Here is a 24,052-nt window from a genome sequence, read left to right as displayed (position 1 = left end):
GCAGTTCGCCTCTGGACTCGATCACGGTGACGGATCAGTGCGCCTCGTCCCAATTGTTCGCCGCGCGTGCATCGACATGCAAAGGCACCGAGAGCAGCACGGCCGGGAACGGCGCGTCCTGCATCACGTGCTGCACGACGGGGAGCGTGGCCTCGACCTCCGCGTCGGGCACCTCGAAGATCAATTCGTCATGCACCTGGAGCAGCATCTGCGCCGACAGCTTCTTCTCGGCCAGCGCGTCCTCCATCCGCGTCATGGCGCGGCGGATGATGTCGGCGGCGGTGCCCTGGAGCCGGGCGTTGATCGCGGCGCGCTCGTTGAAGGCGCGCACCGAGGCGTTCGAGGCCTTGATGTCGGGATAGTACATCTTCCGTCCGAACAGCGTGGTGACGTAGCCGTGGCTGCGGCAAAAGTCGCGCGTCTCGTCCATGTAGGCGCGGATGCCGGGGAAGCGCTCGAAGTACTTCTTGATGTAGGCGGAGGCTTCCTCGCGCGCGATGCCGAGCTGGTTGGCGAGGCCGAACGCCGAAATGCCGTAGATGATGCCGAAATTGATCGCCTTGGCGCGGCGCCGGATTTCGCTCGGCATGCCCTGGATCGGCACGCCGAACATTTCCGATGCCGTCATGGCGTGAATGTCGAGACCGTCGCGGAACGCCTGCTGCAGCACGGGAATGTCGGCGATCTCGGCGAGCAGCCGCAGCTCGATCTGCGAATAGTCGGCGGAGACCAGCTTGTGCCCTGGCGTTGCGATGAAGGCGCGGCGGATTTTTCTGCCGTCCTCAGTACGTACCGGAATGTTCTGCAAGTTCGGCTCGTTCGACGACAGCCGCCCCGTCGTGGTCGCGGCCAGCGCGTAGGTCGTGTGGACGCGGTGGGTCTGGGGATTGACGTAGGTCGGCAGCGCGTCGGTGTAGGTCGATTTCAGCTTCGAGACCTGGCGCCACTCCAGAATCTTCTTCGGGAGGTCGTGGCCCTGCTCGGCGAGCTCGTCGAGCACCTGCGCGGTGGTGGACCATGCGCCGGTCTTGGTCTTGGTGCCGCCGGACAGTCCCATCTTGCCGAACAGGATGTCGCCGATCTGCTTCGGGCTGCCGACATTGACGGGCTCGCCCGCGATCTGCTGGATCTCGGCCTCGACGCGCGCCGCGGTCTGGGCGAAGTCGCCGGAGAGACGCGACAGCACCTGGCGGTCGATCGAGATGCCGCGCCGCTCCATGCGTGCGAGCACTGCGACCAGCGGGCGTTCCAGCGTCTCGTAGACCGTGGTCATGTGCTCGGCGACGAGGCGCGGCTTCAGCACGCGCCAGACGCGCAAGGTGACGTCGGCGCCTTCCGCCGACAGCACCGCGGCCTTGTCGATCGGCACCTGGTCGAACGTGATCTTGCCCTTGCCGCTGCCGAGCAGCTCGTTCTCCTTCAGCATGGCGTGACCGAACCAGCGCTCGGACAGCTGCTCCAGCGCATGCGAGCCGCGACCGGCATCGAGCACGTACGAGATCAGCTGCGCATCGTCGGTGTTGCGCAGTGTGATGCCGTGCTGCGCCAGCATCACCGCGGTGAATTTGACGTCGAAGCCGATCTTGAGAATGCCTGACGATTCCAGCACCGGCCGCAACGCCTCGACCGCCTCGGCATGCTTGACCTGATCGGGCGCGAGGCCCGCGTCGAACAGGCCGGCGCCGCCGCCGGACTGCTTGTGCGCCAGCGGCACGTAGCAGGCTTCGTTCGGCGCCAGTGCGAGCGCGATACCGCAGAGATCGGCCTGCATCGGGTCGATCGAGTTTGCCCGGATCTCGACCGCGACATGGCCGGCATCATGGATGCGCGCGATGAAGGCGTTCAATTCCGCGAGGCTCTTGATCGCCTGGTACTTGCTGCGGTCAACCGGAAGCTTGCGCAAAGCCTCTTCGCGCGCCGCGGCGAGAGAGATCGGCGCGCCCTTCGGGCTCGCGGCCTTGTCCTCCTTGGTCGCCGATGCGTTGCGCTGGCCCGCCGGAACTTGCGGCGCGCCGGTTCCCGGGGCCGGCACGACGTCCGAAGGCGGCAGCGGCGAGAAGACGCTGGCGCCGCTGGAATAGCCTGGATCGGCATCGACGTTGGCCGGATCGATCTGCGAGAACTCGGCGACGCGGCGCGTCAGCGTGGAAAATTCCATCGCCTTCAGGAACGCGATCAGCTTGCGCGCATCGGGCTCGTGGACGGCGAGATCGTCCAGCGGGACTTCGAGGTCGACCTTGTCGTCGAGCAATACGAGCTGCCGCGAGATGCGCGCCTTCTCGGCGTGCTCGATCAGCGCCTCGCGCCGCTTCGGCTGCTTGATTTCGGTGGCGCGGAACAGCAGCTGCTCGAGATCGCCATATTCGACGATCAACTGCGCCGCGGTCTTGATGCCGATGCCGGGCACGCCCGGAACGTTGTCGGTGGAATCGCCGGCCAGTGCCTGCACTTCCACCACCTTCTCCGGCGGCACGCCAAACTTCTCGATCACCTCGGGGATGCCGATGCGGCGGTCCTTCATGGTGTCGTACATGGTGACGCAATCGGTGACGAGCTGCATCAGGTCCTTGTCGGAGGACACGATCGTCGCGCTCGCGCCGCGCTCGCAGGCCTGCCGCACATAGGTCGCAATCAGATCGTCGGCCTCGAAGCCGACCTGTTCCAGGCAAGGCAGGTCGAAGGCGCGTACCGCTTCGCGGATCAGCGAAAATTGCGGGATCAGATCGTCCGGCGCCGGCGCCCGGTGCGCCTTGTACTCAGGATAGATCTTGTTGCGGAAGGTGATTTCCGACTTGTCGAAGATGATCGCCAGATGCGTCGGCCGGTTGTCCTCGGGCATCTCGCGCAACAGCTTCCACAGCATGTTGCAGAAGCCGAGCACGGCATTGACCTGCAAGCCGTCGGACTTGCGGTTCATCGGCGGCAGCGCGTGATAGGCGCGGAAGATGTAGCCGGAACCGTCGACCAGGAAAACATGGTCGCCCTTGCCGGCGGCCTTGGCGGCGACGGGCTTGGCAGCAGCTGTCGCTGCAGTGGGCTTGGTTTCGACGGCCTTGGGCGCGGCAGCCTTGGTGTCAGCTTGGGCGGTGGTCTTTGGGGAGCTCTTGGGCATGGCCGCAATGTATGAATTTTTGCGGGATTTGACAGCCTCGGGAGGTGGATTTTTGGCTTGCGGATGCCGCTATCCCCACTGTCATTTCCCGCATCCCCCGCTGTCATTCCCCGCGAAGGCGGGGAATCGAGTACGCTGCGGCTTATCCGTATACGACTGCTGCCTCTGGAATACTGGATCCCCGCCTTCGCGGGGATGACAACAGAGCATCACTCCGCCGCCTGCAATCGCGCCTCTGTCTTCTTCGGCGCGATGCAGAACGCATCGGGCCGCTCGAACAGGAAATTGCCGCCAAGCCGCAGAGCGATCTGCCAGATTGCGAGCGAGCCGATCACGCCGGCGATGGTCACGATCAGCGACACCGCACCGATGTCGGGAATGATGCCCGTGCGCAATAGCAGCGTCCGTGTCGCCGCCATCGGCAGGAAGAAGGCGAGATAGATCACGATCGAATGCTCGCCGCAGAAGCGGAAGACATTCAGCCATTGCACGCGTGCAAGCAGCGTGCCCATCGTGATGATGGCGCAGGCCCCGGCGAAGCCGAGCACGAGCGATACGAATCTCCACTCACTGGCGCCGAGCGCAACCAGACCGGCATTGACCAGCGCCCATGTCGCGAGCGCTGCCAGCGCCCATGCGGGATGATTGCGCGCGCGGTCCGACAGCGCGAACACGAAGGGCGCGAACAGATAGCCCGAATAGAAATAGACGAAACGCGCGCAGAACTCGTCGATCGCGGTCCAGCCGGTTGCGACACGTGCCGTCTCCAGTGCGGCCGCGATGAGCCAGATCGCGGGCGACGGGACTCGCCGTGTCAGTTTTGTGACGACGAAGAAGATCGGCAGGAGGTAGATGAACCATAGCGTGCCGAACGGCTCGACGAAGGATTCCAGATACAGCAAGCCGGCGTCGCGCCAGCTCGTTTCCGCCGCGAATGCGGGGGCCTTGAAGCCGAACTGGATTGTCACCCAGACGACATAGAAATAGGCGAAATGCACCACCTTGCGGTCGAGATAGGTTCGCCAGTCCCGGTCGATCACCAGTGGCAGGAACAGGCCCGAAATCAGGAAGAAATCCGGCATCCGGAACGGCTTTGCGAAGGCGACCAAAACATGCATGAAACCGGTCTCACCGGCAGCAAGCTCGACCCCGAGCACCGAATGCATCATCACGACCATGACGATGCAGATGCCTTTGGCGTAATCGACCCAATCGACACGCGCAGCAGCCGGGGCCTTGAGTCCCCCGCTCGCGGCGATTGTGCCTGATGGTGCCATGGTGTCTCTTTTTGAGGCGTGTTCCGCCAGGATCTGCGTGAACGCGGGGCAGTTTGCCGCCTTGCGGCTTACGATTTCTTTACCGGTACAAGCGCTGTGCCGTTTTTTGTACGCGGGCTGTTCCCTCACCCCGGGAAAATGCTAAACCGCCTTGGAATAGGGGTTTTGTTAACCAAGCCAAACAGGGTTTTTCATGCGCATTGCTATGATCGGCACGGGCTATGTGGGACTGGTGTCCGGGGCCTGCTTTGCGGATTTCGGTCACGACGTCATCTGCGTCGACAAGGACGAGAAGAAGATCGCGGCCCTTCATCGCGGCGAGATCCCGATCTACGAGCCCGGGCTTGACGAACTGGTCGCGACGAATGTGAAGGCCAAGCGGCTGGAGTTCACCACCGATTTGTCCAAGCCGGTCGCGGATGCCGATGCTGTCTTCATCGCGGTCGGCACGCCGTCGCGCCGCGGTGACGGCCACGCCGATCTGTCCTACGTTTATGCCGCCGCGAAAGAGATCGCGCAGTCGCTGTCCGGCTTCACCGTCGTCGTGACCAAGTCGACCGTACCGGTCGGCACCGGCGACGAGGTCGAGCGCATCATCCGCGAGACCAATCCCAAGGCCGACGTGGTCGTCGCCTCGAATCCCGAATTCCTGCGCGAGGGCGCGGCGATCCGCGACTTCAAATTCCCCGACCGCATCGTCGTCGGCACCTCCGACGAGCGCGGCCGCAAGGTGATGAGCGACATCTACCGTCCGCTGTCGCTGAATCAGGCGCCGCTGATGTTCACGGAACGCCGCACCGCCGAGATGATCAAATACGCCGCCAACGCGTTCCTCGCGACCAAGATCACCTTCATCAACGAGATCGCCGACCTCTCCGAAAAGGCCGGCGCCAACGTGCAGGAGGTCGCGCGCGGCATTGGCCTGGACAACCGCATCGGCACCAAGTTCCTGCATGCCGGTCCGGGCTTCGGCGGCTCGTGCTTTCCGAAGGACACCAAGGCGCTGATCAAGATCGCGCAGGACTACGACGTGAGCCTTCGCATCGTCGAGTCCGTGCTGGCGGTCAACGAGAACCGCAAGCGCGCGATGGCGCGAAAAGTGAGCCAGGCGCTCGGCGGCTCGCTGCGCGGCAAGACCATCGCCGTGCTCGGCCTCACCTTCAAGCCCGACACCGACGACATGCGCGATGCGCCGTCGATCCCGCTGGTGACCGGCCTGATCGACATGGGCGCGAAGGTGAAGGCCTTCGATCCCGTCGGCATGGAGCAGGCGAAGAGCGAGCTGCCCAGCATCACCTATTGCGAGGACGCCTATTCCTGCGCGGAAGGCGCCGATGCGATCGTGATCGTCACCGAATGGGTGCAGTTCCGGGCGCTCGACCTCGACCGGCTGAAGGCGACCATGGCCCAGCCCGTCATCGTCGATCTGCGCAACATCTACCGCCCCGAGGAGATGGCTGCAGCCGGTTTCGTCTATGAGAGCATTGGACGACCGCCGGTGCAGGGCTGATAGCCACATATGATTGTCATACCCCGCGAAGGCGGGGTATCCAGCAATCCGCGATCTTCGTAATAGCCGGGATCCGAGTTTACTGGATCACCCGCACCAGTGCGCAAGTGCGCACAAGGCGGGTGATGACGGAAGCGAGATATTTGCCCCGCAGTTTCGACACGCCCCTCCCGATCGATGCCGTGCTCGACGACCTCTCGCGCACGCTGGAGGCGCATAATGCCGCCGTGCTGGTGGCGCCCCCGGGCGCCGGCAAGACAACGCGCGTGCCCCTGGCGCTGCTCGATGCCCCCTGGGCCAAAGGCAAGAAGATCATCGTGCTGGAGCCGCGGCGCATCGCGGCGCGCGCCAGCGCCGACCGCATGGCCAAATCGCTCGGCGAGCGCGCTGGGGAGACTGTCGGCTATCGCGTCCGCTTCGGCTCGAAGATCTCGCGCGCGACCCGCATCGAGGTGGTGACGGAGGGCATCTTTACCCGCCAGATCCTCGACGATCCCGAGCTGTCGGGCATCGCCGCCGTCCTGTTCGACGAATTCCACGAGCGTTCGCTCGATGCCGACATGGGCCTCGCGCTGGCGCGCGATGCGCAAACCGGCCTGCGCGAGGATTTGCGCATCCTCGTGATGTCGGCAACGCTCGATGGCGCCCGCGTCGCAAAATTGCTCGGCGAAGCGCCCGTCGTCGAAAGCGAGGGCCGCGCCTTTCCGGTCGAGACGCGCTATCTCGGTCGCAAGGCGGACGCGCCGGTGGAGCGGCAGATGGCGGATGCGATCGCCTCGGCGCTGCGGGCCGATGCCGGCTCGGTGCTGGCGTTCCTGCCGGGCGCCGCCGAAATCCGCCGCACCCAGAACCTCCTCGCCGAGCGCGTGCAGGACGCTTCGATCGAAATCGTGCCGCTGTTCGGCGCACTCGACGCCGCCGTGCAGGATCGGGCTATCTCGCCGGCGCCCAAGGGCACGCGCAAGGTGGTGCTGGCGACCTCGATCGCGGAGACCTCGCTCACCATCGAGGGCGTGCGCATCGTGGTCGATTCCGGCCTTGCCCGCGTGCCGCGCTACGAGCCCGACATCGGCCTGACCCGACTCGAGACCGTGCGCGTCTCGCGCGCGGCGGCTGACCAGCGCCGCGGCCGCGCCGGCCGCACCGAGCCCGGTGTCTGCTACCGGCTCTGGGATGAACCTCAGACAGCCTCGCTCGCGGCCTACACCCAGCCCGAGATCCTCAGCGCCGATCTGTCCTCGCTGGTGCTCGATCTCGCGCAATGGGGCGTCGCCGACCCTGCCGCGCTGTCGTTTCTCGACCCGCCGCCGCAGCCGGCCTGGAAGGAAGCAAAAAGCCTGCTCTGCGAGCTCAACGCGCTCGATGCCGATGGCCGCATCACCGCGGAGGGCAAGAGCCTGCGGGCGCTGGCGCTGCCGCCGCGGCTCGCCCGCATGATCGTGGATTCGCATCGTGCCGGCGAGGGCGAGGCCGGCGCCGAGATCGCCGCCATCATCACCGAACGCGGGCTCGGCGGCGACAGCGTCGATCTCGAGCACCGGCGCGACCAGTTCCGCCGCGACCGTTCCCCGCGTGCTGCAAGCGCGCGCGACCTCGCGCGGCGCTGGGCCTCGCAGGTGGCGGCGTCGGAGAAGGCGGCGACCGGCGAAGACGGCCTCTCGACCGGCCTGATGCTCGCCTACGCCTTCCCGGATCGCGTTGCGCGCAACCGCGGCAATGGCAGCTTCGTGCTCGCCAACGGCCGGGGTGCTGCCGTGGATCAAACCTCCTCGCTCGCCCGTGCACCCTATATCGCGATCGGCGAGATGACCGGCACGGCGGCGAGCGGGCGCATTCTGCTCGCCGCGCAAATCTCGCAGGACGAGATCGAACGGCATTTCGCCGAGCACATCGAATCCGCCGAGGAGATATCGTTCGATCGCGGCGCGATGGCGTTGCGGGCGCGGCGCAAGCGCGCGCTGCACGCGATCACGCTCTCCGAGGCGACGCTTGCCGTCTCGCCCTCGGAGGACACTGCGCGCATCTTCGCGGACGGGCTGATCGCCGCCGGCCTCGACCGGCTGCCCTGGTCGAAGGCAGCCAAACAATGGCGCGATCGCGTGATGTTTTTGCGCAAGGCCGAGGGCGACAGCTGGCCTGATCTCTCGGACGACGGATTGATCGCGCGGCGCGACGATTGGCTGGTGCCGGCGCTCTACGACAAGATCGCGCTGAAGGATATGTCCGCCGGCGAACTCTCCGACGCGCTGATGACATTGTTGCCGTGGGAGATGCGCGCGCGGCTCGACCGCGAGGCGCCGACGCATTTCGAGGCGCCGACCGGCAGCGTGCTCGCGATCGACTATGAAGCCGAGCAGGGGCCGACCATCGCGGTGCGGCTCCAGGAATTGTTCGGCCTCAACACTCATCCGTCGATCGCCGCCGGCAAGGTGCCGCTGGTGCTGGAGCTGCTGTCGCCGGCGCAGCGCCCAGTGCAGGTGACACGCGATCTCCCCGGTTTCTGGCGCGGCAGCTACAGCGCCGTGCGCTCCGATTTGCGCGGCCGCTACCCGCGCCATCCCTGGCCGGAAGATCCGGCGAATGCGCTGCCGACCCGGCGGGTCAAGCCGCGCGGCACGTGAGGCGCAAGAAGACCCTCATGGTGAGGAGCGCGGAACGCGCGTCTCGAACCATGTAGGCCCGCCTTTCACCCGCGGCCATCCTTCGAGACGCCCGCTTCGCGGGCTCCTCAGGATGAGGATATGCCGTATCTGCGACACCGGCGCATTAACCGTCCGCTCATCCTTTTCGTCAAAATAGCACAGCTCTGGCCGCAGCGTCGCTCGCGGACAGGCCTGCCGCGTGGTGAAATCGAGCCTTCCGGCTCGGAACTGGTGTGATGCGTAACATAATGATTTTCGCGGCGATCATGATCGGCCTCGGCACCTTCATGGCGCAGATGGCGGACAGGATGAGCTCCGCCTCGGCGACGTCGGTGCCGCGCACGGTAGCAGTCGCGTCCATCGCGCCGGCCGGCGGCCGCAGCCTCAACATCCCTCGCGACGGCCGCGGCCACTTCCAGACTGAAGGCCGGATCGAAGGCCAGCGCATCGGCTTCATGGTCGACACCGGCGCCTCCGTGGTTGCGCTGAACGAGACCTCGGCCGCCCGTTTCGGCCTGCGTCCCTCGCGCGGCGATTACAACGCCACCGTCTCCACCGCCAACGGCACCATCAAGGCCGCGCGCACCCGCATCGCCATGCTCGATGTCGGCGGCCTCGTTGTGCGTGACGTCGATGCCATGGTGCTGCCCGACGAGGCGCTGTCCGAGAACCTCCTCGGCCTCTCCTTCCTCTCCCGCCTCAAACGTTTTGAGTACGCCAACGGTCAGATGGTGCTGGAGCAGTAAGGGTCTCCCAAAGGCTCCAGCGACCGCATATTTCAAGAAAATCTCTATTCCGACCGCTCTCGCGGTTAGATTTTCCCGTTACCAAACTGCCGCAATTATCATCCATAAGCTGCCATTCCCGCCTTCCGCTGCAGCCCGGCATTCGCTAAGGCTGCATCAAATCTGGCTCTTTTTCACGAGACCGTCTCCATGTTCCCCAAGCCGAAATCCGTGTTGCTGCCCAACACCTATGCCTTCGAATCCGAGCCGATGGTGAAGGCCACGGGCTTTCGCGAATACGACGCGCGCTGGCTGTTCCAGAAGGAAATCAACCTGATGGGAATCCAGGCGCTCGGCATGGGGTTGGGCGCGCTGATCGCGGAGCTCGGCGTCAGCCAGGAGATCGTCACCGGTCATGATTTCCGCGGCTATTCGGCCTCGATCAAATATGCGCTGATCTCCGGCCTGATGGCGGCAGGCTGCAAGGTGCACGACATCGGGCTCGCGGTGACGCCGATGGCCTATTTCGCCCAGTTCGACCTCGACGTGCCCTGCTGCGCCATGGTCACGGCCTCGCACAACGACAATGGCTGGACCGGCGTGAAGATGGGGGCCAACCGCCCGCTGACCTTCGGCCCGGACGAGATGACGCGACTGAAGGAGATCGTGCTGGGCGCCGAGTTCAAGAACAAGGCCGGCGGCTCCTATCAATTCCACGAGAATTATCCGGCGCGCTACATCGCCGATCTCACCAGCCGTCCGAAGCTCAAGCGCAAGCTCAAGGTCGTCGCGGCCTGCGGCAATGGCACCGCCGGCGCGTTCGCGCCGCAGGTGCTGGAGGCGATCGGCTGCGAGGTGATCCCGCTCGACACCGAGCTCGACCACACCTTCCCGAAATACAATCCGAACCCCGAAGACATGGAGATGCTGCATGCGATCCGCGACGCGGTGCTGCAGCACAAGGCCGATGTGGGCCTCGGCTTCGACGGCGACGGCGATCGCTGCGGCGTGGTCGACAACACCGGCGAGGAGATCTTTGCCGACAAGGTCGGCGTGATGCTGGCGCGCGACATGTCCGCGATCCACAAGGACGCGCAGTTCATCGTCGACGTGAAGTCGACCGGCCTGTTCATCACCGATCCGGTGTTGCAGAAGCAGGGTGCAAAAACCACCTATTGGAAGACCGGCCATTCCTACATGAAGCGCCGCACCCATGAGACGGGTGCGCTCGCCGGCTTCGAGAAGTCCGGCCACTTCTTCTTCAACAAGCCGTATGGACGCGGCTATGACGACGGTCTCGTGTCGGCGCTCGCGATCTGCGACATGCTCGATCGTGCCCCCGGCAAGTCGATGGCCGATCTCAAGAACGCGCTGCCGAAGACCTGGTCGTCGCCGACGATGTCGCCGCATTGCGGCGACGAGGTGAAGTACGGCGTCATCGACAAGGTGGTGAAGCACTTCGAGGGCTTGCAGACGAAGGGCGCCAAGATCGGCGGCCAGTCGATCCGCGATCTCGTCACCGTCAACGGCGTTCGCGTCACGGTCGAGGACGGCAGCTGGGGCCTGGTGCGTGCCTCCTCCAACAAGCCCGAACTCGTCGTCGTGGTCGAGAGCCCGGTCTCCGAGCAGCGCATGCACGACATGTTCGAGATGGTGAACAGCGTGCTGCGCACCCATCCCGAAGTCGGCGAGTACAATCAGAAGATTTGAGGTGCGAGGCTAGCCTCACTTGCTGTCATGCCCCGGCTTGACCGGGGCATCCAGTACGCCGCGGCTCATCCGTACCCCATCGTCGTCTCTGGAATACTGGATCGCCCGGTCAAGCCGGCGATGACAGTTTGCGTGTGGTGAGCCTTAACCCGCCACCACAGCCGGGATCGGCAGCGCGGTGACTGACTTGATCTTCTCCATCGCGAAGCGCGAGGTGACGTTCTTCAGCGGCACGGCGCTGATCAGCTTCTTGTAGAACACGTCATAGGCCTGCATGTCGGCGACGACGACGCGCAGCATGTAGTCGACGTCGCCGGCCATGCGATAGAACTCCATCACCTCGGGCATGGCGCTGACGGCTTCGGCGAACTTCTTGAGCCAGGCGTCGGAATGGTCGGAGCTCTCGACCGACACGAACACCGAGATGCCGAGCCCGATCTTGTTCTGGTCGACCAGCGCCACCCGCTTGGTGATCACGCCGTCGGCTTCCAGGCGCTGGATGCGCTTCCAGCAGGGGGTCGAGGACAGGCCGACGCGGTCGCCGATCTCGGCGACGGAGAGGGAGGCATCATCCTGCAGCACCATCAGAATCTTGCGGTCGATGGCGTCGAGGCGGCGGCTGGTCTCGGGGAGCGGGACGGCGAGATCGGTCATTTGAAGAACTTTGTTCCATATCAAGGGTCGTTTTTCCTGATATAGAGAAAATCCTTCTATAGCAAGTCTATAATCTCGGCATCCGTCCGAGCGTCGTCCCGCGCGGCATGTTCAAAAGCTCTTCAACTTCAACGCGTTGCGGAGCGGCCAGGCCGCCGCCGTGACGGGTGCATTTCAGCGCCGCGGCAGCCGCGGCGAATTGCAGCGCCTCCCGCACGCCGCCGCCTTCGGCGAGGCGAAGCGTGAAAGCGCCATGGAAGACGTCGCCGGCGCCGAGCGTATCGACCGCCTGAACCGGGACCGCCGGCGTCTGCTCCAGTTCGCCGCTCTCGTTCAGCCAGATCGTGCCGCGCGGGCCGCGGGTGGCGGCGAGGAAGGCGGGCGTGAGCGCGGCCAGGCGCTTCAACGCATCGCCGTCATCGGAGATGCCGGCGGTCTCCTGCACCTGTTCGCTGGCGAACAGCAGATGCGAGGCGGTCGTGAGCAGGCCGTCCTGCAACGACATCGCGCGGTCGACGCCGACGACGACGGCAATGCCGCGCCGGCGTGCCTCAGTGCAGAGCGAAGTCGCGAACGCGGCGCAGCGGCTTTCGACGAGAACCGCCCGGCAATAGGCGAGCAGCGCGTCCGCGTCCGGCAGCTGCACGGTCGACAACGCAGGATCGCGGTAGATGGTGAGGGTGCGTTCGCCCGAGGGCTCTATCATGATCGCCGACACCGGCGTCGCGAGTCCCGGCATGCGGACGATGTGTGTGGTCTCGATACCTTCAGCTTCCATCCGGTCGAGGATGAAGCGGCTCGAGGTCTCCCCGGCATCGCCCATGGGGCCGGCGAAGGAGACGCGGCCACCAAGCCGCGCGATAGCGATCGCGGCATTGAGCGCATTGCCGCCGCAGATCTCCGCAAGGTGCGTGGCGTTGGCCTTGCTGCCGCGCGCGGGCACTGCCTCGACACGAAAGGTCAGGTCGCGCACGGGAATGCCGATGCAGAGGATGCGCGGCGCGATCACAGAGTGCGCCATCGGCGGTCTCAGCTCTTGTCGTGCACCCAGCGGCCGAGCAAGTGATGGGCGATGGCGAACGGGTGCGGACCGGCGAGCCCGTCGGGATGGGTCCGCGTCAGCATCAGGGCGGCCTCCTCGCGCGTGAACCAGCGCGCATCTTCCAGCTCGGAATGATCGACGACGATGTCCTCGCTCACGGCCCGCGCGCTGCAGCCGATCATGAGCGACGACGGATAGGGCCAGGGCTGGGTCATGTAATACTGCACGTCGGTGCAGCGGATTCCGGATTCTTCGAGGATCTCGCGGCGTACCGCGTCCTCGATGGTTTCGGCGGCCTCGACGAAGCCGGCGAGGCACGAATACATGCCGGGCGGAAACTGCTTCTGGCGGCCGAGCAGGCACCTTTCGCCGGAGGCGACGTGCATGATCACGACGGGATCGGTGCGCGGGAAATGCTCGGCCTTGCAGCTCGGGCACTCCCGCTTCCAGCCGCCTTCCTTCATCGCGCTGCGCGTGCCGCAATTGGCGCAATAACCATGGCGCTGATGCCAGCTCACCATCGACTTCGCCATCGCGATCGCCGACAGCTCCTGCGGCGGCACCGCGCCCTGCGTCGCCATGCCGCGCAGCTCGCTCAGCGCGTAGTCCTCGCGCCCGATCAGCTTCTCGGACGCGGCCTGCGAGAGGCCCATGCCGAACATCGCGGCGCCGTCGCGCAAGCCTAAGAAGATCGTGCCGGGATTGGCGCCGCATTTCAGCGCCTCGTCGATTCCGAGCAGTGCGCGCACCTTGTCGCCTTCGCGCTTCACCAGCAGCGAGTCGCGGTAGACCACATAGGCGCGCGACGACGGCTTCTGCTCCATCGCGAACAGCTTTTCGTCGTCGCGGCGCAGATGCGCGGCGCGGTCGAGAATGTTGGTGACGAAGGCCGGCTGCCCCAGCGGAAACGAGTCGAATGCTGACATTTCTTGTTCTTTCAACCCAACCAGATCTTGCGGCGAAGCGCGCTGATGAAACTCTGCACCTCGGTGGCGTCGTGCGCCAAGGGCTGCATCACGCCCCAGACCGGCCGCGGCCAGGCGGCGTCACTGGTGCGGCGCGCGATGATGTGGACGTGAAGCTGGGGCACGAGGTTGCCCAGTGCCGCGATGTTGAGCTTGTCGCATTGGGTGATCTCCTTCAGCGCGCGCGAGACGCGGGAGATTTCGGTCATCAATTGCGCCTGCTGCACCTCGTCGAGGTCGATGATCTCGACCGTATCCGCGCGCCGCGGCACCAGCAGCAGCCAGGGATAATGCGCGTCCTTGATGACCAATACCTTGGACAGCGGCAAATCGCCGATGTCGATGGTGTCCTCTTTCAGGCGGGAGTGCAGCGACCAGGCGGGTTCGGGCATGAAGATTTCCGGATGGCCCGACGGGAATCGGGCATGGCGGGGCGGAACCCCTGAATATTTGCTCCGACCATACGACAGCGATTCCGATAGGGGAAGGATGGCGCTCCGCAGGGGCCGCATACGCGATCGTCGTCCTGGACAAGCGCAGCGCAGATCCAGGACCCATTACCACAGGATTGGGCTTGGCGAAGATTCCGGGTTTACCGACTTCGTGCCACAAACTTCTCCTTGGGGTAATGGGTCCTGGCTTTCGCCAGGACGACGGTGGGGGCGTGCTTTTACGCCTCCGCCAGCACCCGCGCATTGGCGCGGACCGAGGCTTCGCTCACACGAATCCCGAGACCGGGGCCGTCGGGGACCACGACGTGGCCGCCGCGATTGGCGACGCGCTCTTCCAGCACGTCCTCGGTCAGCACATGATGCGGCATGTAGAATTCGCAGCCGAGCGAGATCCCCGGCGTCGCTGCGATCAGCTGCGTGCCGGCGGCAAGTCCGATGCCACCCTCCCACAGCGTGCCGCCATAGCCAGGCAGGCCGGCGATGTCGGCGATCGCCATGATCGCCTGCGCCTCGAACAGGCCGCCGGCCTTCATCAGCTTGATCGAGACGGCATCGGCCGCCTCGCGGCGCACCACCTCCATCATGTCGCGGCGGTCGAAACAGCTTTCGTCGGCGAGCACGGGCGTCTCCAGCGCCGCGGTGAGCTGCGCCATCACGTCGAGATATTTGCGCGGCACCGGCTGTTCGATGAAGGTCGGCGCAAACTGCTCGACGTCGCGCAGGATCTTGATCGCGCCGAACGGCGCCAGCGCCTGGTTGTAATCGACGCGAAGATCGACCTTGTCGCCGAATTCTTTCCGGATCGCCGCAAGATGATCGAGATCCTCGCGATGCGGCTTCACGCCGGTCTTGACCTTGTAGATGACGTTCCCGTCCGGAACCATCTTCCGCATGCGTTCGAGATCGGCAGTGAAATCCGGATCGGCGATGGAGAACGACAGCGGGATCGTGTCCCGCACGCGGCCGCCGAGCAGGTCAGCGACCGAAAGTCCCGAGGACTTGCCGACGATGTCGAGCAGCGCCATTTCGATCGCGACCTTGGCTTCGGCATGTCCGACCAAGGCACGATCGAGCTCGGCCATCAGCGCGCGGATGCGACGCACCGACTTGCCCATCACGATCGGCCGCAAATAGATGTCGAGCGCGGCGAAGGCCGCTTCCGGCGTTCCCGTGAACACTTCCCACGGTGCCGCCTCGCCCCAGCCTATCACGCCGTCGCTCGACGTCAGTTCGAGCAGCACGCGTTTCACCGTGCCCTTGACGTTGCCGACGCCCTGGAGGCGCGCCATCTTGATCGGGCTCTCGATCAGGAACAGCCTGAGACGTGCGACGGTCGCTTCGGTCATGTCAGGCCTCCATTGACGTGCCAGACCTGGCCGGTGACGTAGGATGCTTTTGGGGAGGCCAGAAAGGCGATGATCTCGGCCACTTCCTCCGGCCGCCCGCGGCGATTCATCGGGATCAGTGCTTCGGTCGCCGCGATCTGCTCGGGTGACAGCCGGCTTTCGCTGGGCTTGTCCTTGATGATCAGGCCCGGCGCGACGGCGTTGACGGTGATGCCCTCCCCGGCGAGCTCGACTGCGGTGAGGCGCACCAGCGCTTCGAGCGCGGAGCGGCTCGCGGCCGTCGCTGCAAAGGGTGCGAACTCCGGCCGGATCGCGTGCGCCACGAACGACGACACTGCCACGATCCGCGCATCTCGTCCCGCACGCAGCAGCGGGAGCGCGGCGTCCACCAACCGCGTGAACGCCAGCGCCGATTCATCCATCGCCTTGCGGAACTGATCCGCCGGCGTACCGATGGCGCTGCCGCGGCGGGCATGGCCGCCGACCAGGATCAATCCGTCGAGCCGGCCGAAGGCGCTTTGCGTAGCGGCGAGGGCGTCGGTGACCGCGGCCTCCTCGGCGAGATCGCCGAGGCATTTTGCGACGATCGCACCTTGCGCTTCGGCTTCCGCGGCCGTGACGTCGAGACCCTCTGCGTTCGAGCGCGTGTGGAGCAGCAGCGCCGTGCCGGGCGTTGCGAGCAGTCTTGCGGTGGCGCGGCCGATGCCGCTGGCGGCGCCGGTGACGAGATAGACGCGGTTGATATCGGACATCACGATGCCGTTGTGGCCGGCGGCAATGCGCCGGTGCGGTGGAAATGGCTAAGGAAGGCGCGGGTCGCAGCTTCTCTTGGATTGTCGATCACCTGCCGCGCCGGGCCTTCCTCGATCACGACGCCGTCGCGCATGAAGATCAGACGGTCGGCGACTTCGCGGGCAAAGGCGATCTCGTGGGTCACGATCACCATGGTCATGCCCTCCGACGCCAGCTGCTGGATCACGGCGAGCACCTCGCCGACAAGCTCGGGATCGAGTGCGGAGGTGGCTTCGTCGAACAGCATCACGTCCGGCTCCATGGCAAGCGCCCGGGCAATCGCGACGCGCTGCTTCTGTCCGCCGGAGAGCGTTGCCGGATATTGGTCGGCCTTCTCTGCAAGGCCCACCTTGACGAGTTGCGCTCGTGCGAGTTTCTCGGCGTCCGCCCTGGCCATGCGCCGCACCGTGACCGGTCCCTCCATCACATTCTGGAGCGTCGTCATGTGCGGGAACAGGTTGAAATGCTGGAACACCATGCCGGTGGTGGCGCGGAATCCTGCCAGCGTCTTCACGTCGGGCAGCTTTGTGCCTTGTCCGAACGAAAAGCTCGTGTCGCCAACGCGGACGCTACCGCCGTCGGGCGTCACCAGGAGGTTGATGCAGCGGAGCAGCGTCGATTTGCCGGAGCCGGACGGGCCGATCAGCGCGACGACGCCGCCCTTGGGGACATCGAGGCTGATGTTCTTCAGGACTTCGTTGCTGCCAAAGCTCTTGCGCAGCGCCCGGATCTCGATCTTGGAAGAGGTGTCGCTCATTCGCCGACCGCCAGTCGCTTCTCGCCGCGCCGGACCATGATGGTCAGGGGAATCAGGATCGCCGCATAGGCAACCGCGACGGCGGTGTAGGTCTCCAGCGGACGGTAGCTGTCATGGGCGGCGACCTGGCTCTGATAGACCAGGTCGGGCACCGCCAGCACCGAGACCAGCGAGGTGTTCTTGAACTGGATGATCGACTGGTTCATCAGCGCCGGGATCATGCGCTTGATCGCCTGCGGCAGCACGATGCGCCGCATGCTCTGGCCTGGGGTCATGCCGAGCGCGGCGCCGGCTTCGGACTGGCCGCGATCGATCGAGATGATGCCGCCGCGGATGATCTCCGAATAGAACGAACCGCCATAGAGCGAGAGCGCCAGCGCCGAGGCCGTGATCGGCGTCATCTCGACGCCGGCCAGGATCGGCAGCGCGTAATAGAACCAGATCAGCTGCACCAGGATCGGCGTGCAGCGGAACGCCTCGATGAAGGTGAGCGCGAGAAGGCGCACCGCGCGAAAGCGCGACAGGGTCCCGAACGCGCCGAACAGGCCGAAGACGAGGCCGAGCACAACGATGACCAACGTGAAGCCAACGGTGACGCCGAGCCCGTTGAGAAAGAGCCAGCGATAGCTCCAGAGGATGCCGAAATCCCACTGATACATATTATCTTGGACCTCAGTCGCGCGCGAATTGAAGACAGTCGAGCCGCATGCTCGGTGCACCTCTCCCGCTTGCGGGAGAGGTCGGCGCGAAGCGACGGGTGAGGGTTCTATCCTCTTGGGGAGTCTCCCTAGAGGAGACACCCTCTCCCCAACCCTCTCCCGCAAGCGGGAGAGGGGGAGCACAGGCGCTCGGGGATCCAGCCCGATCCAAATTCAGCATACCTTACAACGACACGCCCGGCGGGATGTCCGCCTCGGTCACGCCCACCAGCTCCATATTGGTGATGATCGCGTTGCGGATGAAGCCGAGGCCCTTGTTGAAGTCGATCCAGGTGTTGACGTAGTCGCGCCAGGTCTTGTCGGTCTCGCGGCGGAAGCCGGCGTTCGACGTCGTCGCAAAGATCGGCGTCGGCAGCACGAACTGGCCGAGCGAGGGGTTCTTCTTCAATACCGTCAGCGACAGCATGGTGATCAGGCACTGCGCGTCGACGCGGCCGGTCTGCAGCGCGGCGGTGGCGTCATCGGCAGTCTTCAGCCGCGAGATCTGCGCCTTAGGCGTCAGGCGGCTGACGACCTGGTCGTGCGACGAGCCCTGGTCGACCGCGATCTTGACGTCGGGCGAGTTCAGCTCGGCCCAGCTCTTCGGCTTGAAGTCCTTCTTGCAGAGGATACCGAAGGCGTTGTTGAAGACCGGCACCGAGAAGTCGACCACCAGCGCACGCTTCGGAGTCGGGTTGAGGCCGAAGAAGATGTCGATCTTGTTGGACTGCAGGTCGAGCACCGAATTGCCCCAGGTGGTCTCGGTGATCTCGAGCTCGGCCTCCATGTCCTCGGCAAGCGCCTTGGCGATGTCGAAGTAAAATCCCTTCCACTGGCCCGTCGAAAGATCCTTCATGTAATAGGGCGCGCCGCCGCCGACCGCGCCGATGCGCATCTTCTTGGTGCGGCGGATGCGGGCGAAGGTCGATTCATTGGAATCGGCGGTCTGCGCCACGGCCGGGGAGGCCAGCGTCGCCGCAGCCATCGCGCCAAGTCCGACAATCGATGCAACATCACGACGTGTAACCATTGGGATCAATCGCTTTTCTGTTGGAAGGGGTTCCGGCAGCGTTCTTACCAAGGCGCCTCCGGCAGTGAAAGCACAGCCTATCGGCTAGGCAGACCGGGAATTGCCCGGATGCTGGGCAAGCCACCACGAAGCCCAGCCGGTTCAAGCTGATACCCGCTTGCTTTCCGGGCCTTTTGGCCCCAAATAGGGACCGGGAGATTGGCGGTGGACGAGCCACTCGCCAACCGGGTCAGGTCCGGAAGGAAGCAGCCCTAACGAGGTCCGGATCGGGTCGCTCGTCAGTCTCCTACCTGTTTTTCCGAGCGAATTGCGCCGGCGGCTCGGGCCGCCAGCGCGCTCCTTTCCGCAAAGCCGGCCGAAAGACACTTCATTGCGGATCGACCGATGACCGACGCTGGCGCCTCTCCCAATCCTGACAGCGCCGGCCGGGGCAGCACGCCCTACCGGGTGCTGGCGCGGAAATACCGTCCTTCCTCATTCGACGATCTGATCGGCCAGGAGGCCGTGGTCCGCACCGTCTCCAATGCGTTCGAGACCGGCCGCATTCCGCAGGCCTGGATCCTCACCGGCGTCCGCGGGGTCGGCAAGACCACCACTGCGCGCATCCTTGCCCGTGCGCTCAACTACGAGATGCCGGATGGCTCGGTGAAGGGCCCGACGGTCCAGATGCCGACGCTCGGCGTGCATTGTCAGGCGATCATGGAAAGCCGGCACATGGACGTGCTGGAGATGGACGCGGCTTCGCATACCGGCGTCGACGACGTTCGTCAGATCAATGACAGCGTCCGCTACGCGCCGGCCAGCGCCCGCTACAAGGTCTACATCATCGACGAAGTCCACATGCTGTCGACAGCGGCGTTCAACGCCTTCCTGAAGACGCTGGAGGAACCGCCGGAGCACGCCAAATTCGTGTTCGCCACGACGGAGATCCGCAAGGTTCCGGTGACCGTGCTGTCGCGCTGCCAGCGTTTTGACCTGCGCCGCGTCGAGGCCGACGTGCTGATGAAGCATCTCGCCAACATCGCGGCCAAGGAAAACGTCGAGATCGAGCCTGAAGCGCTCGGCATCATCGCGCGCGCCGCGGAAGGCTCGGTGCGCGATTCGCTCTCGCTGCTCGATCAGGCGATCGCGCATGCGGCGGGCACCGTGAAGGCCGATGCCGTCAGGCAGATGCTGGGGCTCGCCGACCGCACCCGTGTCATCGATCTTTTCGATTCTCTGGCGCGTGGCGACATCGCATCCGCGTTCAGGGAGTTCCGCGACCAATACGACGTCGGCGCCGATCCGATCGTCGTGCTCTCGGATCTCGCCGAATTCGTCAATTTCGTCACCCGCGTGAAGATCGTGCCGGCGACCGCCGACAACGTCGCCTATGGCGAGACCGAGCGTGTGCGCGCACGGGATTTCGCCTCGAAGATCTCGATGCGCGTGCTGTCGCGGATGTGGCAGATGCTGCTCAAGGGCATCACCGAGGTGCAGGCCGCGACGCGGCCCGCGGCTGCCGCCGAGATGGTGCTGGTGCGCATCGCCTATGTCGCCGACCTGCCGACGCCGGACGAAGCGATCAAGATGCTGGAGCAGAACGGCGGCGGTTCGCCGGTCGTGAGCGGCGGCGGTGCCACGCGCAGCGCGCCGGCCGGGCCGGTGGCGTCCGCGGCTCCAGTTCGCATTCCGACATCGTCGCCGTCCTCCTTCGGCGGCGGTGGTGCCCGTCCGCAGATGGCAACGCCCGCGCCGGATCCGCAAGCTGCCGCGCCCGTGTTGCGCGTCACGAGCTTCACCCAGCTCGTTGCGCTGGCCGGGCAGAAGCGCGACCTCCTGACCAAGGGCGCGCTCGAAGGCGACATGCGCCTCGTCCGTTTCGAGGAAGGCCGGCTGGAAGTCGCGCTCGAGCCCAACGCCTCCAAGACCATGATTTCCGATCTCGCGCGCAAATTCGAGCTCTGGACCGGACGCCGCTGGACCGTGATCGTCTCCAACGAGCCGGGCCAGCCCACGCTGCGCTCGGTGAACCAGGCGGCCAAGCAGGAACATGCGCGCACCGCCGAGGCCGATCCGCGCGTGCGCGAGGTGCTGTCGCGTTTTCCGGGTGCGAAGGTCGTCGAGGTCCGCAGGCTTGCCCCCGAGGCGCCGGAATCCGATATTAATGCCGACTATGGCAGTGACGATCCGCCCGACGGTTCCGACGGCGACGATCTCTAGAGCCGATTTTCAAGGACAGCACCGATGGTCGATATATTCGGCATGATGAAGCAGGCGCAGCAGCTGCAATCCAAGATGCAGGAGATGCAGGATCAGCTCGCCAACGTGGAGGTCGAGGGCATCTCCGGCGGCGGTCTCGTCGCTGTGCGCATGACCGCGAAGATGGACGTCAAGGGCGTCAAGATCGATCCTTCGCTGATGAAGGCGGAAGAGCGCGAAGTGCTCGAGGATCTGCTCGTCACCGCGTTCGGCGAGGCCCGCCGCAAGGCGGAAGCCGCTATGCAGGAGAAGATGCAGTCGCTCACCGGCGGGCTCGGCCTGCCGCCGGGGCTGTCGGGGCTGTTCGGCCAGTAGGATGGGCGCTGTTGCGGGTCCTGAAATCGAGCGGCTGGTCCAGCTTCTCGCGCGGCTGCCGGGCCTCGGCCCGCGCTCGGCGCGGCGCGCCGCGCTGCATCTGATCAAGAAGCGCGAAGCGCTGATGATGCCGCTGTCCTCGGCCATGCAGGTCGCGCTCGAGAAGGTCCAGGTCTGCAAGACCTGCGGCAACATCGACACGCAAAGTCCCTGTACGGTCTGCACCGATCCGAGGCGCGATCCCTCGATCATCGTCGTCGTCGCCGACGTTGCCGATCTCTGGGCGCTGGAGCGGGCCAATGCCACTCAAGGGCGCTATCACGTGCTGGGCGCGACATTGTCGCCGCTCGACGGCGTCGGTCCGCAGGACCTCACCATCGAAGCGCTGGTGGCGCGCGCGCATGAAGCGCAGGTGCACGAGGTCATCCTGGCGCTGAATGCCACGGTCGACGGCCAGACCACGGCCCATTACATCACCGACCTGCTTCAGGACGCCAACGTAAAAGTAACCCGGCTCGCCCATGGTGTGCCGGTCGGCGGCGAGCTTGATTATCTCGATGAAGGCACGCTATCGGCCGCGATGCGGCAGCGTACCCTGTTCTAGCCATCCAGACTCACGGAACGGACGACATGACGAAACTTTTCGCCACACGATGGGCTTTGGTCGCGACGCTGACGATGCTGGCGACGCCGGCCATCTCCGCGCAGCAGGACGATGGGGCTCCGCCGCCGTCGAAGCCCGGCAAGCCGATCAATGCCGGCGAGGTGCTGTCGGGCGAGCTGAACACGATGAAAGTGCGCGACGTCAAGAACGTCGGCAAGCGGGTTGCGACCTACCAGATCACCTCCGAGCCGCGCCGCCTGCCGCCGCCGAGCGGGCTGTGCAATCTCGAGACCGGACCCGAAACCTTCCAGCTCGTTCCCAGCGGCGACGCCCAGGCCGCGCAGCTGAAGACGTTCGCCGGCAAGGAGATCTCGGTCAAGGTCGACGAGATCGCCTGCGCCAGCGATCCCGGCCAGATGAGCGAGGCCGTGATCACGAAGTGGAGTTTGATCAAGAAGCAGTAGCGGGGTGGGCGCGCTACCCTCTCCGTTCGTCATTGCGAGGAGCTCTTGCGACGAAGCAATCCAGATCGTGTCCGCGGCGGCAGTCTGGATTGCTTCGCTTCGCTCGCAATGACGAGGAGAGAGGGCAGTGTCAAACCCTCACCGGCCCCAGTGCATCAAAATGCCCGCGCTTCTGCAGCCAGGCCAGCAGCACCAGGCTCGGGATCGCCACCAGCATGCAGATCACGAAGAACAGCGGCCAGCCGGTGGTATCAGCCACGAAGCCGGCGCCTGACGAGAGATAGGTCCGCCCCACCGCGGCAAGCGCGGTGAGCAGCGCATATTGCGTCGCCGTGTGCAGCGGGTTCTGGCAGAGCGCCGAGAGATAGGCGACGAAGATCACCGTGCCGATGGCGCTGGTGAAGTTCTCACAAGTGATGGCGAAGGCGAGCGCCCATTGGCTGGTGCCGACGAAGGCAAGCCAGGAGAAGGAGAGGTTCGCCAGCGCCTGCACCACGCCGCCAATCCAGAGGCTGCTCGCAAGCGAATAGCGCCGCGCCACGAAGCCGCCGGCAAAGCCGCCGATCAGCGTCGCCGCGAGGCCGACGCCCTTCACGATCGCCGCATAGTCGTTGCGGGAGAAGCCGAGGTCGATCACGAACGGCGCGGTCATCGTGCCGGAGAAGGCGTCGGTGAACTTGAACAGCACGACAAAGGCGAGTGCGGCAAGCGCGTCCTTGCGCGTCAGGAATTCCGAGAAGGCGCCGATCGCGGCGTGCAGCACGCGTGCGAACGCGGTCTGCGTCTGCGTCGCGGCTTCCGCCCGCACCGACTGCTCGGGCTCGGTCGCGACCAGCGCCGTGATCGTCCCGATCAGCACCATCGCCGCCATCACCACATAGCCCCACATCCAGGCGGACGTGCGGGTGATGCCGGTGCTCTCGAAGCCCGACACAATGAACAGCGCGCCGGCGGTCGAGACCAGCATGCCGATGCGATAGGCCGCGACATAGGACGCCATGCCGGCGGCCTGCTCGCTTTCCGGCAGGCTCTCGACGCGGAAGGCATCGACCACGATGTCCTGCGTCGACGAGACCGTCGCCACCAGCAATGCGCCGAGCGCGACATAGAACGGCGAGCGCGCGGGATCGGTCAGCGCCAGCAGCAGGATCGCGACGATCAGCAGCAATTGCGAGAACAGCAGCCAGCCGCGGCGCCGCCCGAACGCGCGCGTGAACAGCGGCACATGCATCGCATCGACCAGCGGCGCCCACAGGAATTTCAGCGTGTAGGGCGTGCCGACCAGCGCAAACAGCCCGATGGTCTTGAGATCGACGCCGGATTCCCGCATCCACACCAGCAGCGTCGAGCCCGACAACGCCAGCGGCAGCCCGGACGAGAAGCCGAGGAACAGCACGATTAGCACCCGCGGTTGCAGGTAAACGGCAAGGCTGTCACGCCAGGAGGTGGGGGTCGTATCGGGCCTGGCGGGGGAGGTCGCGTCGGGTGCGGTCATGGGTGGGTGTTAGCAGATTCTGGCCGCCACAAGTGAGGTGTCGCTCCTGCCGGCCAAAGAGGAGGTGTCGTGGGGGGGGGGGGGGGGGGGGGCCCCCGGGGGCCCGGGGGCGGGGGGGGGGGGGGGGGGGGGGCGGGGGGGCGCGCGGGCGGGGGGGGGGGGGGGGGGGGGGGGGGGGGGGGGGGGGGGGGGGGGGGGGGGGGGGGGGGGGGGGGGGGGGG

General features: G+C 65.5%; 20 protein-coding genes and 1 other RNA gene. 9 read left to right on the top strand and 12 right to left on the bottom strand.

Features of this window, described 5'->3' with window-relative positions:
- Positions 1–34 precede the first annotated feature (34 nt).
- Complete coding sequence (polA, locus tag AC0L30_RS23620) at positions 35–3,112, bottom strand: DNA polymerase I (protein WP_473405310.1); 3,078 nt, start codon at positions 3,110–3,112, stop codon at positions 35–37.
- Positions 3,113–3,321: 209 nt separating this feature from the next.
- On the bottom strand, positions 3,322–4,389 hold the full coding sequence (locus AC0L30_RS23615) for an acyltransferase family protein (RefSeq protein WP_473405309.1): 1,068 nt from the start codon (positions 4,387–4,389) through the stop codon (positions 3,322–3,324).
- Positions 4,390–4,582: 193 nt separating this feature from the next.
- Here AC0L30_RS23615 and AC0L30_RS23610 point away from each other — a divergent pair, with 193 nt between their 5' ends.
- The 4 genes from AC0L30_RS23610 to AC0L30_RS23595 all read left to right on the top strand — a co-directional run bounded on the left by AC0L30_RS23610 (position 4,583) and on the right by AC0L30_RS23595 (position 10,976).
- Positions 4,583–5,899, top strand: coding sequence for a UDP-glucose dehydrogenase family protein (locus AC0L30_RS23610; protein ID WP_354162470.1), 1,317 nt, complete (start codon positions 4,583–4,585; stop codon positions 5,897–5,899).
- A 143-nt stretch (positions 5,900–6,042) separates the two neighbouring features.
- A complete protein-coding gene (gene hrpB / locus AC0L30_RS23605; protein ID WP_473405335.1) occupies positions 6,043–8,520 on the top strand; it encodes an ATP-dependent helicase HrpB in 2,478 nt (825 codons plus the stop codon).
- Positions 8,521–8,777: 257 nt separating this feature from the next.
- Entirely contained in the window at positions 8,778–9,287 is a 510-nt protein-coding gene (locus AC0L30_RS23600; RefSeq protein WP_473405308.1) for a TIGR02281 family clan AA aspartic protease, read from the top strand.
- Positions 9,288–9,476: 189 nt separating this feature from the next.
- A complete protein-coding gene (locus AC0L30_RS23595; protein WP_354162476.1) occupies positions 9,477–10,976 on the top strand; it encodes a phosphomannomutase/phosphoglucomutase in 1,500 nt (499 codons plus the stop codon).
- 144 nt (positions 10,977–11,120) lie between these two features.
- On the opposite strand, the gene AC0L30_RS23590 is transcribed toward AC0L30_RS23595, so the two are convergent.
- From AC0L30_RS23590 to AC0L30_RS23550, 9 genes are all read right to left on the bottom strand, one after another.
- Positions 11,121–11,630 carry an Lrp/AsnC family transcriptional regulator gene (locus AC0L30_RS23590; protein ID WP_354126968.1) on the bottom strand — a complete coding sequence of 170 codons (510 nt, stop codon included), beginning with the start codon at positions 11,628–11,630 and terminating at the stop codon, positions 11,121–11,123.
- A gap of 67 nt (positions 11,631–11,697) precedes the next feature.
- A complete protein-coding gene (locus AC0L30_RS23585) occupies positions 11,698–12,651 on the bottom strand; it encodes a sugar kinase (RefSeq protein WP_473405307.1) in 954 nt (317 codons plus the stop codon).
- An 8-nt stretch (positions 12,652–12,659) separates the two neighbouring features.
- Positions 12,660–13,598, bottom strand: a complete 939-nt coding sequence (gene nudC / locus AC0L30_RS23580; RefSeq protein ID WP_473405306.1) for an NAD(+) diphosphatase — start codon at positions 13,596–13,598, stop codon at positions 12,660–12,662.
- Between the two features lie 11 nt (positions 13,599–13,609).
- A complete protein-coding gene (locus AC0L30_RS23575; protein WP_007597711.1) occupies positions 13,610–14,029 on the bottom strand; it encodes an HIT domain-containing protein in 420 nt (139 codons plus the stop codon).
- Between the two features lie 278 nt (positions 14,030–14,307).
- Positions 14,308–15,435, bottom strand: coding sequence for a muconate cycloisomerase family protein (locus AC0L30_RS23570; RefSeq protein WP_473405305.1), 1,128 nt, complete (start codon positions 15,433–15,435; stop codon positions 14,308–14,310).
- The gene (locus tag AC0L30_RS23565; RefSeq protein WP_007597709.1) at positions 15,432–16,187 is read right to left on the bottom strand and encodes an SDR family NAD(P)-dependent oxidoreductase; all 756 of its coding nucleotides are present in this window, start codon (positions 16,185–16,187) and stop codon (positions 15,432–15,434) included. The genes AC0L30_RS23570 and AC0L30_RS23565 overlap by 4 nt, the downstream gene beginning before the upstream one ends.
- A complete protein-coding gene (locus AC0L30_RS23560) occupies positions 16,187–16,984 on the bottom strand; it encodes an amino acid ABC transporter ATP-binding protein (protein ID WP_354126964.1) in 798 nt (265 codons plus the stop codon). Before AC0L30_RS23560 ends, AC0L30_RS23565 begins: the two co-directional genes overlap by 1 nt.
- On the bottom strand, positions 16,981–17,643 hold the full coding sequence (locus AC0L30_RS23555; protein WP_354126963.1) for an amino acid ABC transporter permease: 663 nt from the start codon (positions 17,641–17,643) through the stop codon (positions 16,981–16,983). The genes AC0L30_RS23560 and AC0L30_RS23555 overlap by 4 nt, the downstream gene beginning before the upstream one ends.
- A 223-nt stretch (positions 17,644–17,866) precedes the next feature.
- Positions 17,867–18,712 carry a transporter substrate-binding domain-containing protein gene (locus AC0L30_RS23550; RefSeq protein ID WP_473405304.1) on the bottom strand — a complete coding sequence of 282 codons (846 nt, stop codon included), beginning with the start codon at positions 18,710–18,712 and terminating at the stop codon, positions 17,867–17,869.
- 193 nt (positions 18,713–18,905) lie between these two features.
- Between AC0L30_RS23550 and ffs the strand changes: the two genes are divergently transcribed.
- The 5 genes from ffs (at position 18,906) to AC0L30_RS23525 (ending at position 22,336) form a co-directional block, all read left to right on the top strand.
- Positions 18,906–19,002: signal recognition particle sRNA small type (gene ffs / locus AC0L30_RS23545), an RNA gene on the top strand.
- 94 nt (positions 19,003–19,096) lie between these two features.
- Positions 19,097–20,914, top strand: coding sequence for a DNA polymerase III subunit gamma/tau (locus AC0L30_RS23540; RefSeq protein WP_473405303.1), 1,818 nt, complete (start codon positions 19,097–19,099; stop codon positions 20,912–20,914).
- A 24-nt stretch (positions 20,915–20,938) separates the two neighbouring features.
- A complete protein-coding gene (locus tag AC0L30_RS23535) occupies positions 20,939–21,268 on the top strand; it encodes a YbaB/EbfC family nucleoid-associated protein (RefSeq protein ID WP_007597704.1) in 330 nt (109 codons plus the stop codon).
- Position 21,269: 1 nt separating this feature from the next.
- Complete coding sequence (gene recR, locus AC0L30_RS23530) at positions 21,270–21,872, top strand: recombination mediator RecR (protein WP_007604678.1); 603 nt, start codon at positions 21,270–21,272, stop codon at positions 21,870–21,872.
- Positions 21,873–21,898: 26 nt separating this feature from the next.
- Positions 21,899–22,336: a hypothetical protein gene (locus AC0L30_RS23525; RefSeq protein WP_007597700.1), complete on the top strand. Its 438-nt coding sequence runs from the start codon at positions 21,899–21,901 to the stop codon at positions 22,334–22,336.
- 130 nt (positions 22,337–22,466) lie between these two features.
- On the opposite strand, the gene AC0L30_RS23520 is transcribed toward AC0L30_RS23525, so the two are convergent.
- Positions 22,467–23,831, bottom strand: a complete 1,365-nt coding sequence (locus AC0L30_RS23520) for an AmpG family muropeptide MFS transporter (RefSeq protein WP_473405302.1) — start codon at positions 23,829–23,831, stop codon at positions 22,467–22,469.
- Positions 23,832–24,052: the final 221 nt, after the last annotated feature.

Source organism: Bradyrhizobium sp. MI1.11, from assembly GCF_055811255.1.
Note: the sequence above shows the minus strand (reverse complement) of the source record. Positions and strands in the feature narration are given on the sequence as shown.

What these genes read in the sequence shown, in the direction of transcription:
- polA (WP_473405310.1), bottom strand. Translation starts at nt 3,112, where the DNA reads ATGCCCAAGAGCTCCCCAAAGACCACCGCCCAAGCTGACACCAAGGCT.
- AC0L30_RS23615 (WP_473405309.1), bottom strand. Translation starts at nt 4,389, where the DNA reads ATGGCACCATCAGGCACAATCGCCGCGAGCGGGGGACTCAAGGCCCCG.
- AC0L30_RS23610 (WP_354162470.1), top strand. Translation starts at nt 4,583, where the DNA reads ATGCGCATTGCTATGATCGGCACGGGCTATGTGGGACTGGTGTCCGGG.
- AC0L30_RS23600 (WP_473405308.1), top strand. Translation starts at nt 8,778, where the DNA reads ATGCGTAACATAATGATTTTCGCGGCGATCATGATCGGCCTCGGCACC.
- AC0L30_RS23595 (WP_354162476.1), top strand. Translation starts at nt 9,477, where the DNA reads ATGTTCCCCAAGCCGAAATCCGTGTTGCTGCCCAACACCTATGCCTTC.
- AC0L30_RS23590 (WP_354126968.1), bottom strand. Translation starts at nt 11,630, where the DNA reads ATGACCGATCTCGCCGTCCCGCTCCCCGAGACCAGCCGCCGCCTCGAC.
- AC0L30_RS23585 (WP_473405307.1), bottom strand. Translation starts at nt 12,651, where the DNA reads ATGGCGCACTCTGTGATCGCGCCGCGCATCCTCTGCATCGGCATTCCC.
- nudC (WP_473405306.1), bottom strand. Translation starts at nt 13,598, where the DNA reads ATGTCAGCATTCGACTCGTTTCCGCTGGGGCAGCCGGCCTTCGTCACC.
- AC0L30_RS23575 (WP_007597711.1), bottom strand. Translation starts at nt 14,029, where the DNA reads ATGCCCGAACCCGCCTGGTCGCTGCACTCCCGCCTGAAAGAGGACACC.
- AC0L30_RS23570 (WP_473405305.1), bottom strand. Translation starts at nt 15,435, where the DNA reads ATGACCGAAGCGACCGTCGCACGTCTCAGGCTGTTCCTGATCGAGAGC.
- AC0L30_RS23565 (WP_007597709.1), bottom strand. Translation starts at nt 16,187, where the DNA reads ATGTCCGATATCAACCGCGTCTATCTCGTCACCGGCGCCGCCAGCGGC.
- AC0L30_RS23560 (WP_354126964.1), bottom strand. Translation starts at nt 16,984, where the DNA reads ATGAGCGACACCTCTTCCAAGATCGAGATCCGGGCGCTGCGCAAGAGC.
- AC0L30_RS23555 (WP_354126963.1), bottom strand. Translation starts at nt 17,643, where the DNA reads ATGTATCAGTGGGATTTCGGCATCCTCTGGAGCTATCGCTGGCTCTTT.
- AC0L30_RS23550 (WP_473405304.1), bottom strand. Translation starts at nt 18,712, where the DNA reads ATGGTTACACGTCGTGATGTTGCATCGATTGTCGGACTTGGCGCGATG.
- AC0L30_RS23540 (WP_473405303.1), top strand. Translation starts at nt 19,097, where the DNA reads ATGACCGACGCTGGCGCCTCTCCCAATCCTGACAGCGCCGGCCGGGGC.
- AC0L30_RS23535 (WP_007597704.1), top strand. Translation starts at nt 20,939, where the DNA reads ATGGTCGATATATTCGGCATGATGAAGCAGGCGCAGCAGCTGCAATCC.
- recR (WP_007604678.1), top strand. Translation starts at nt 21,270, where the DNA reads ATGGGCGCTGTTGCGGGTCCTGAAATCGAGCGGCTGGTCCAGCTTCTC.
- AC0L30_RS23525 (WP_007597700.1), top strand. Translation starts at nt 21,899, where the DNA reads ATGACGAAACTTTTCGCCACACGATGGGCTTTGGTCGCGACGCTGACG.
- AC0L30_RS23520 (WP_473405302.1), bottom strand. Translation starts at nt 23,831, where the DNA reads ATGACCGCACCCGACGCGACCTCCCCCGCCAGGCCCGATACGACCCCC.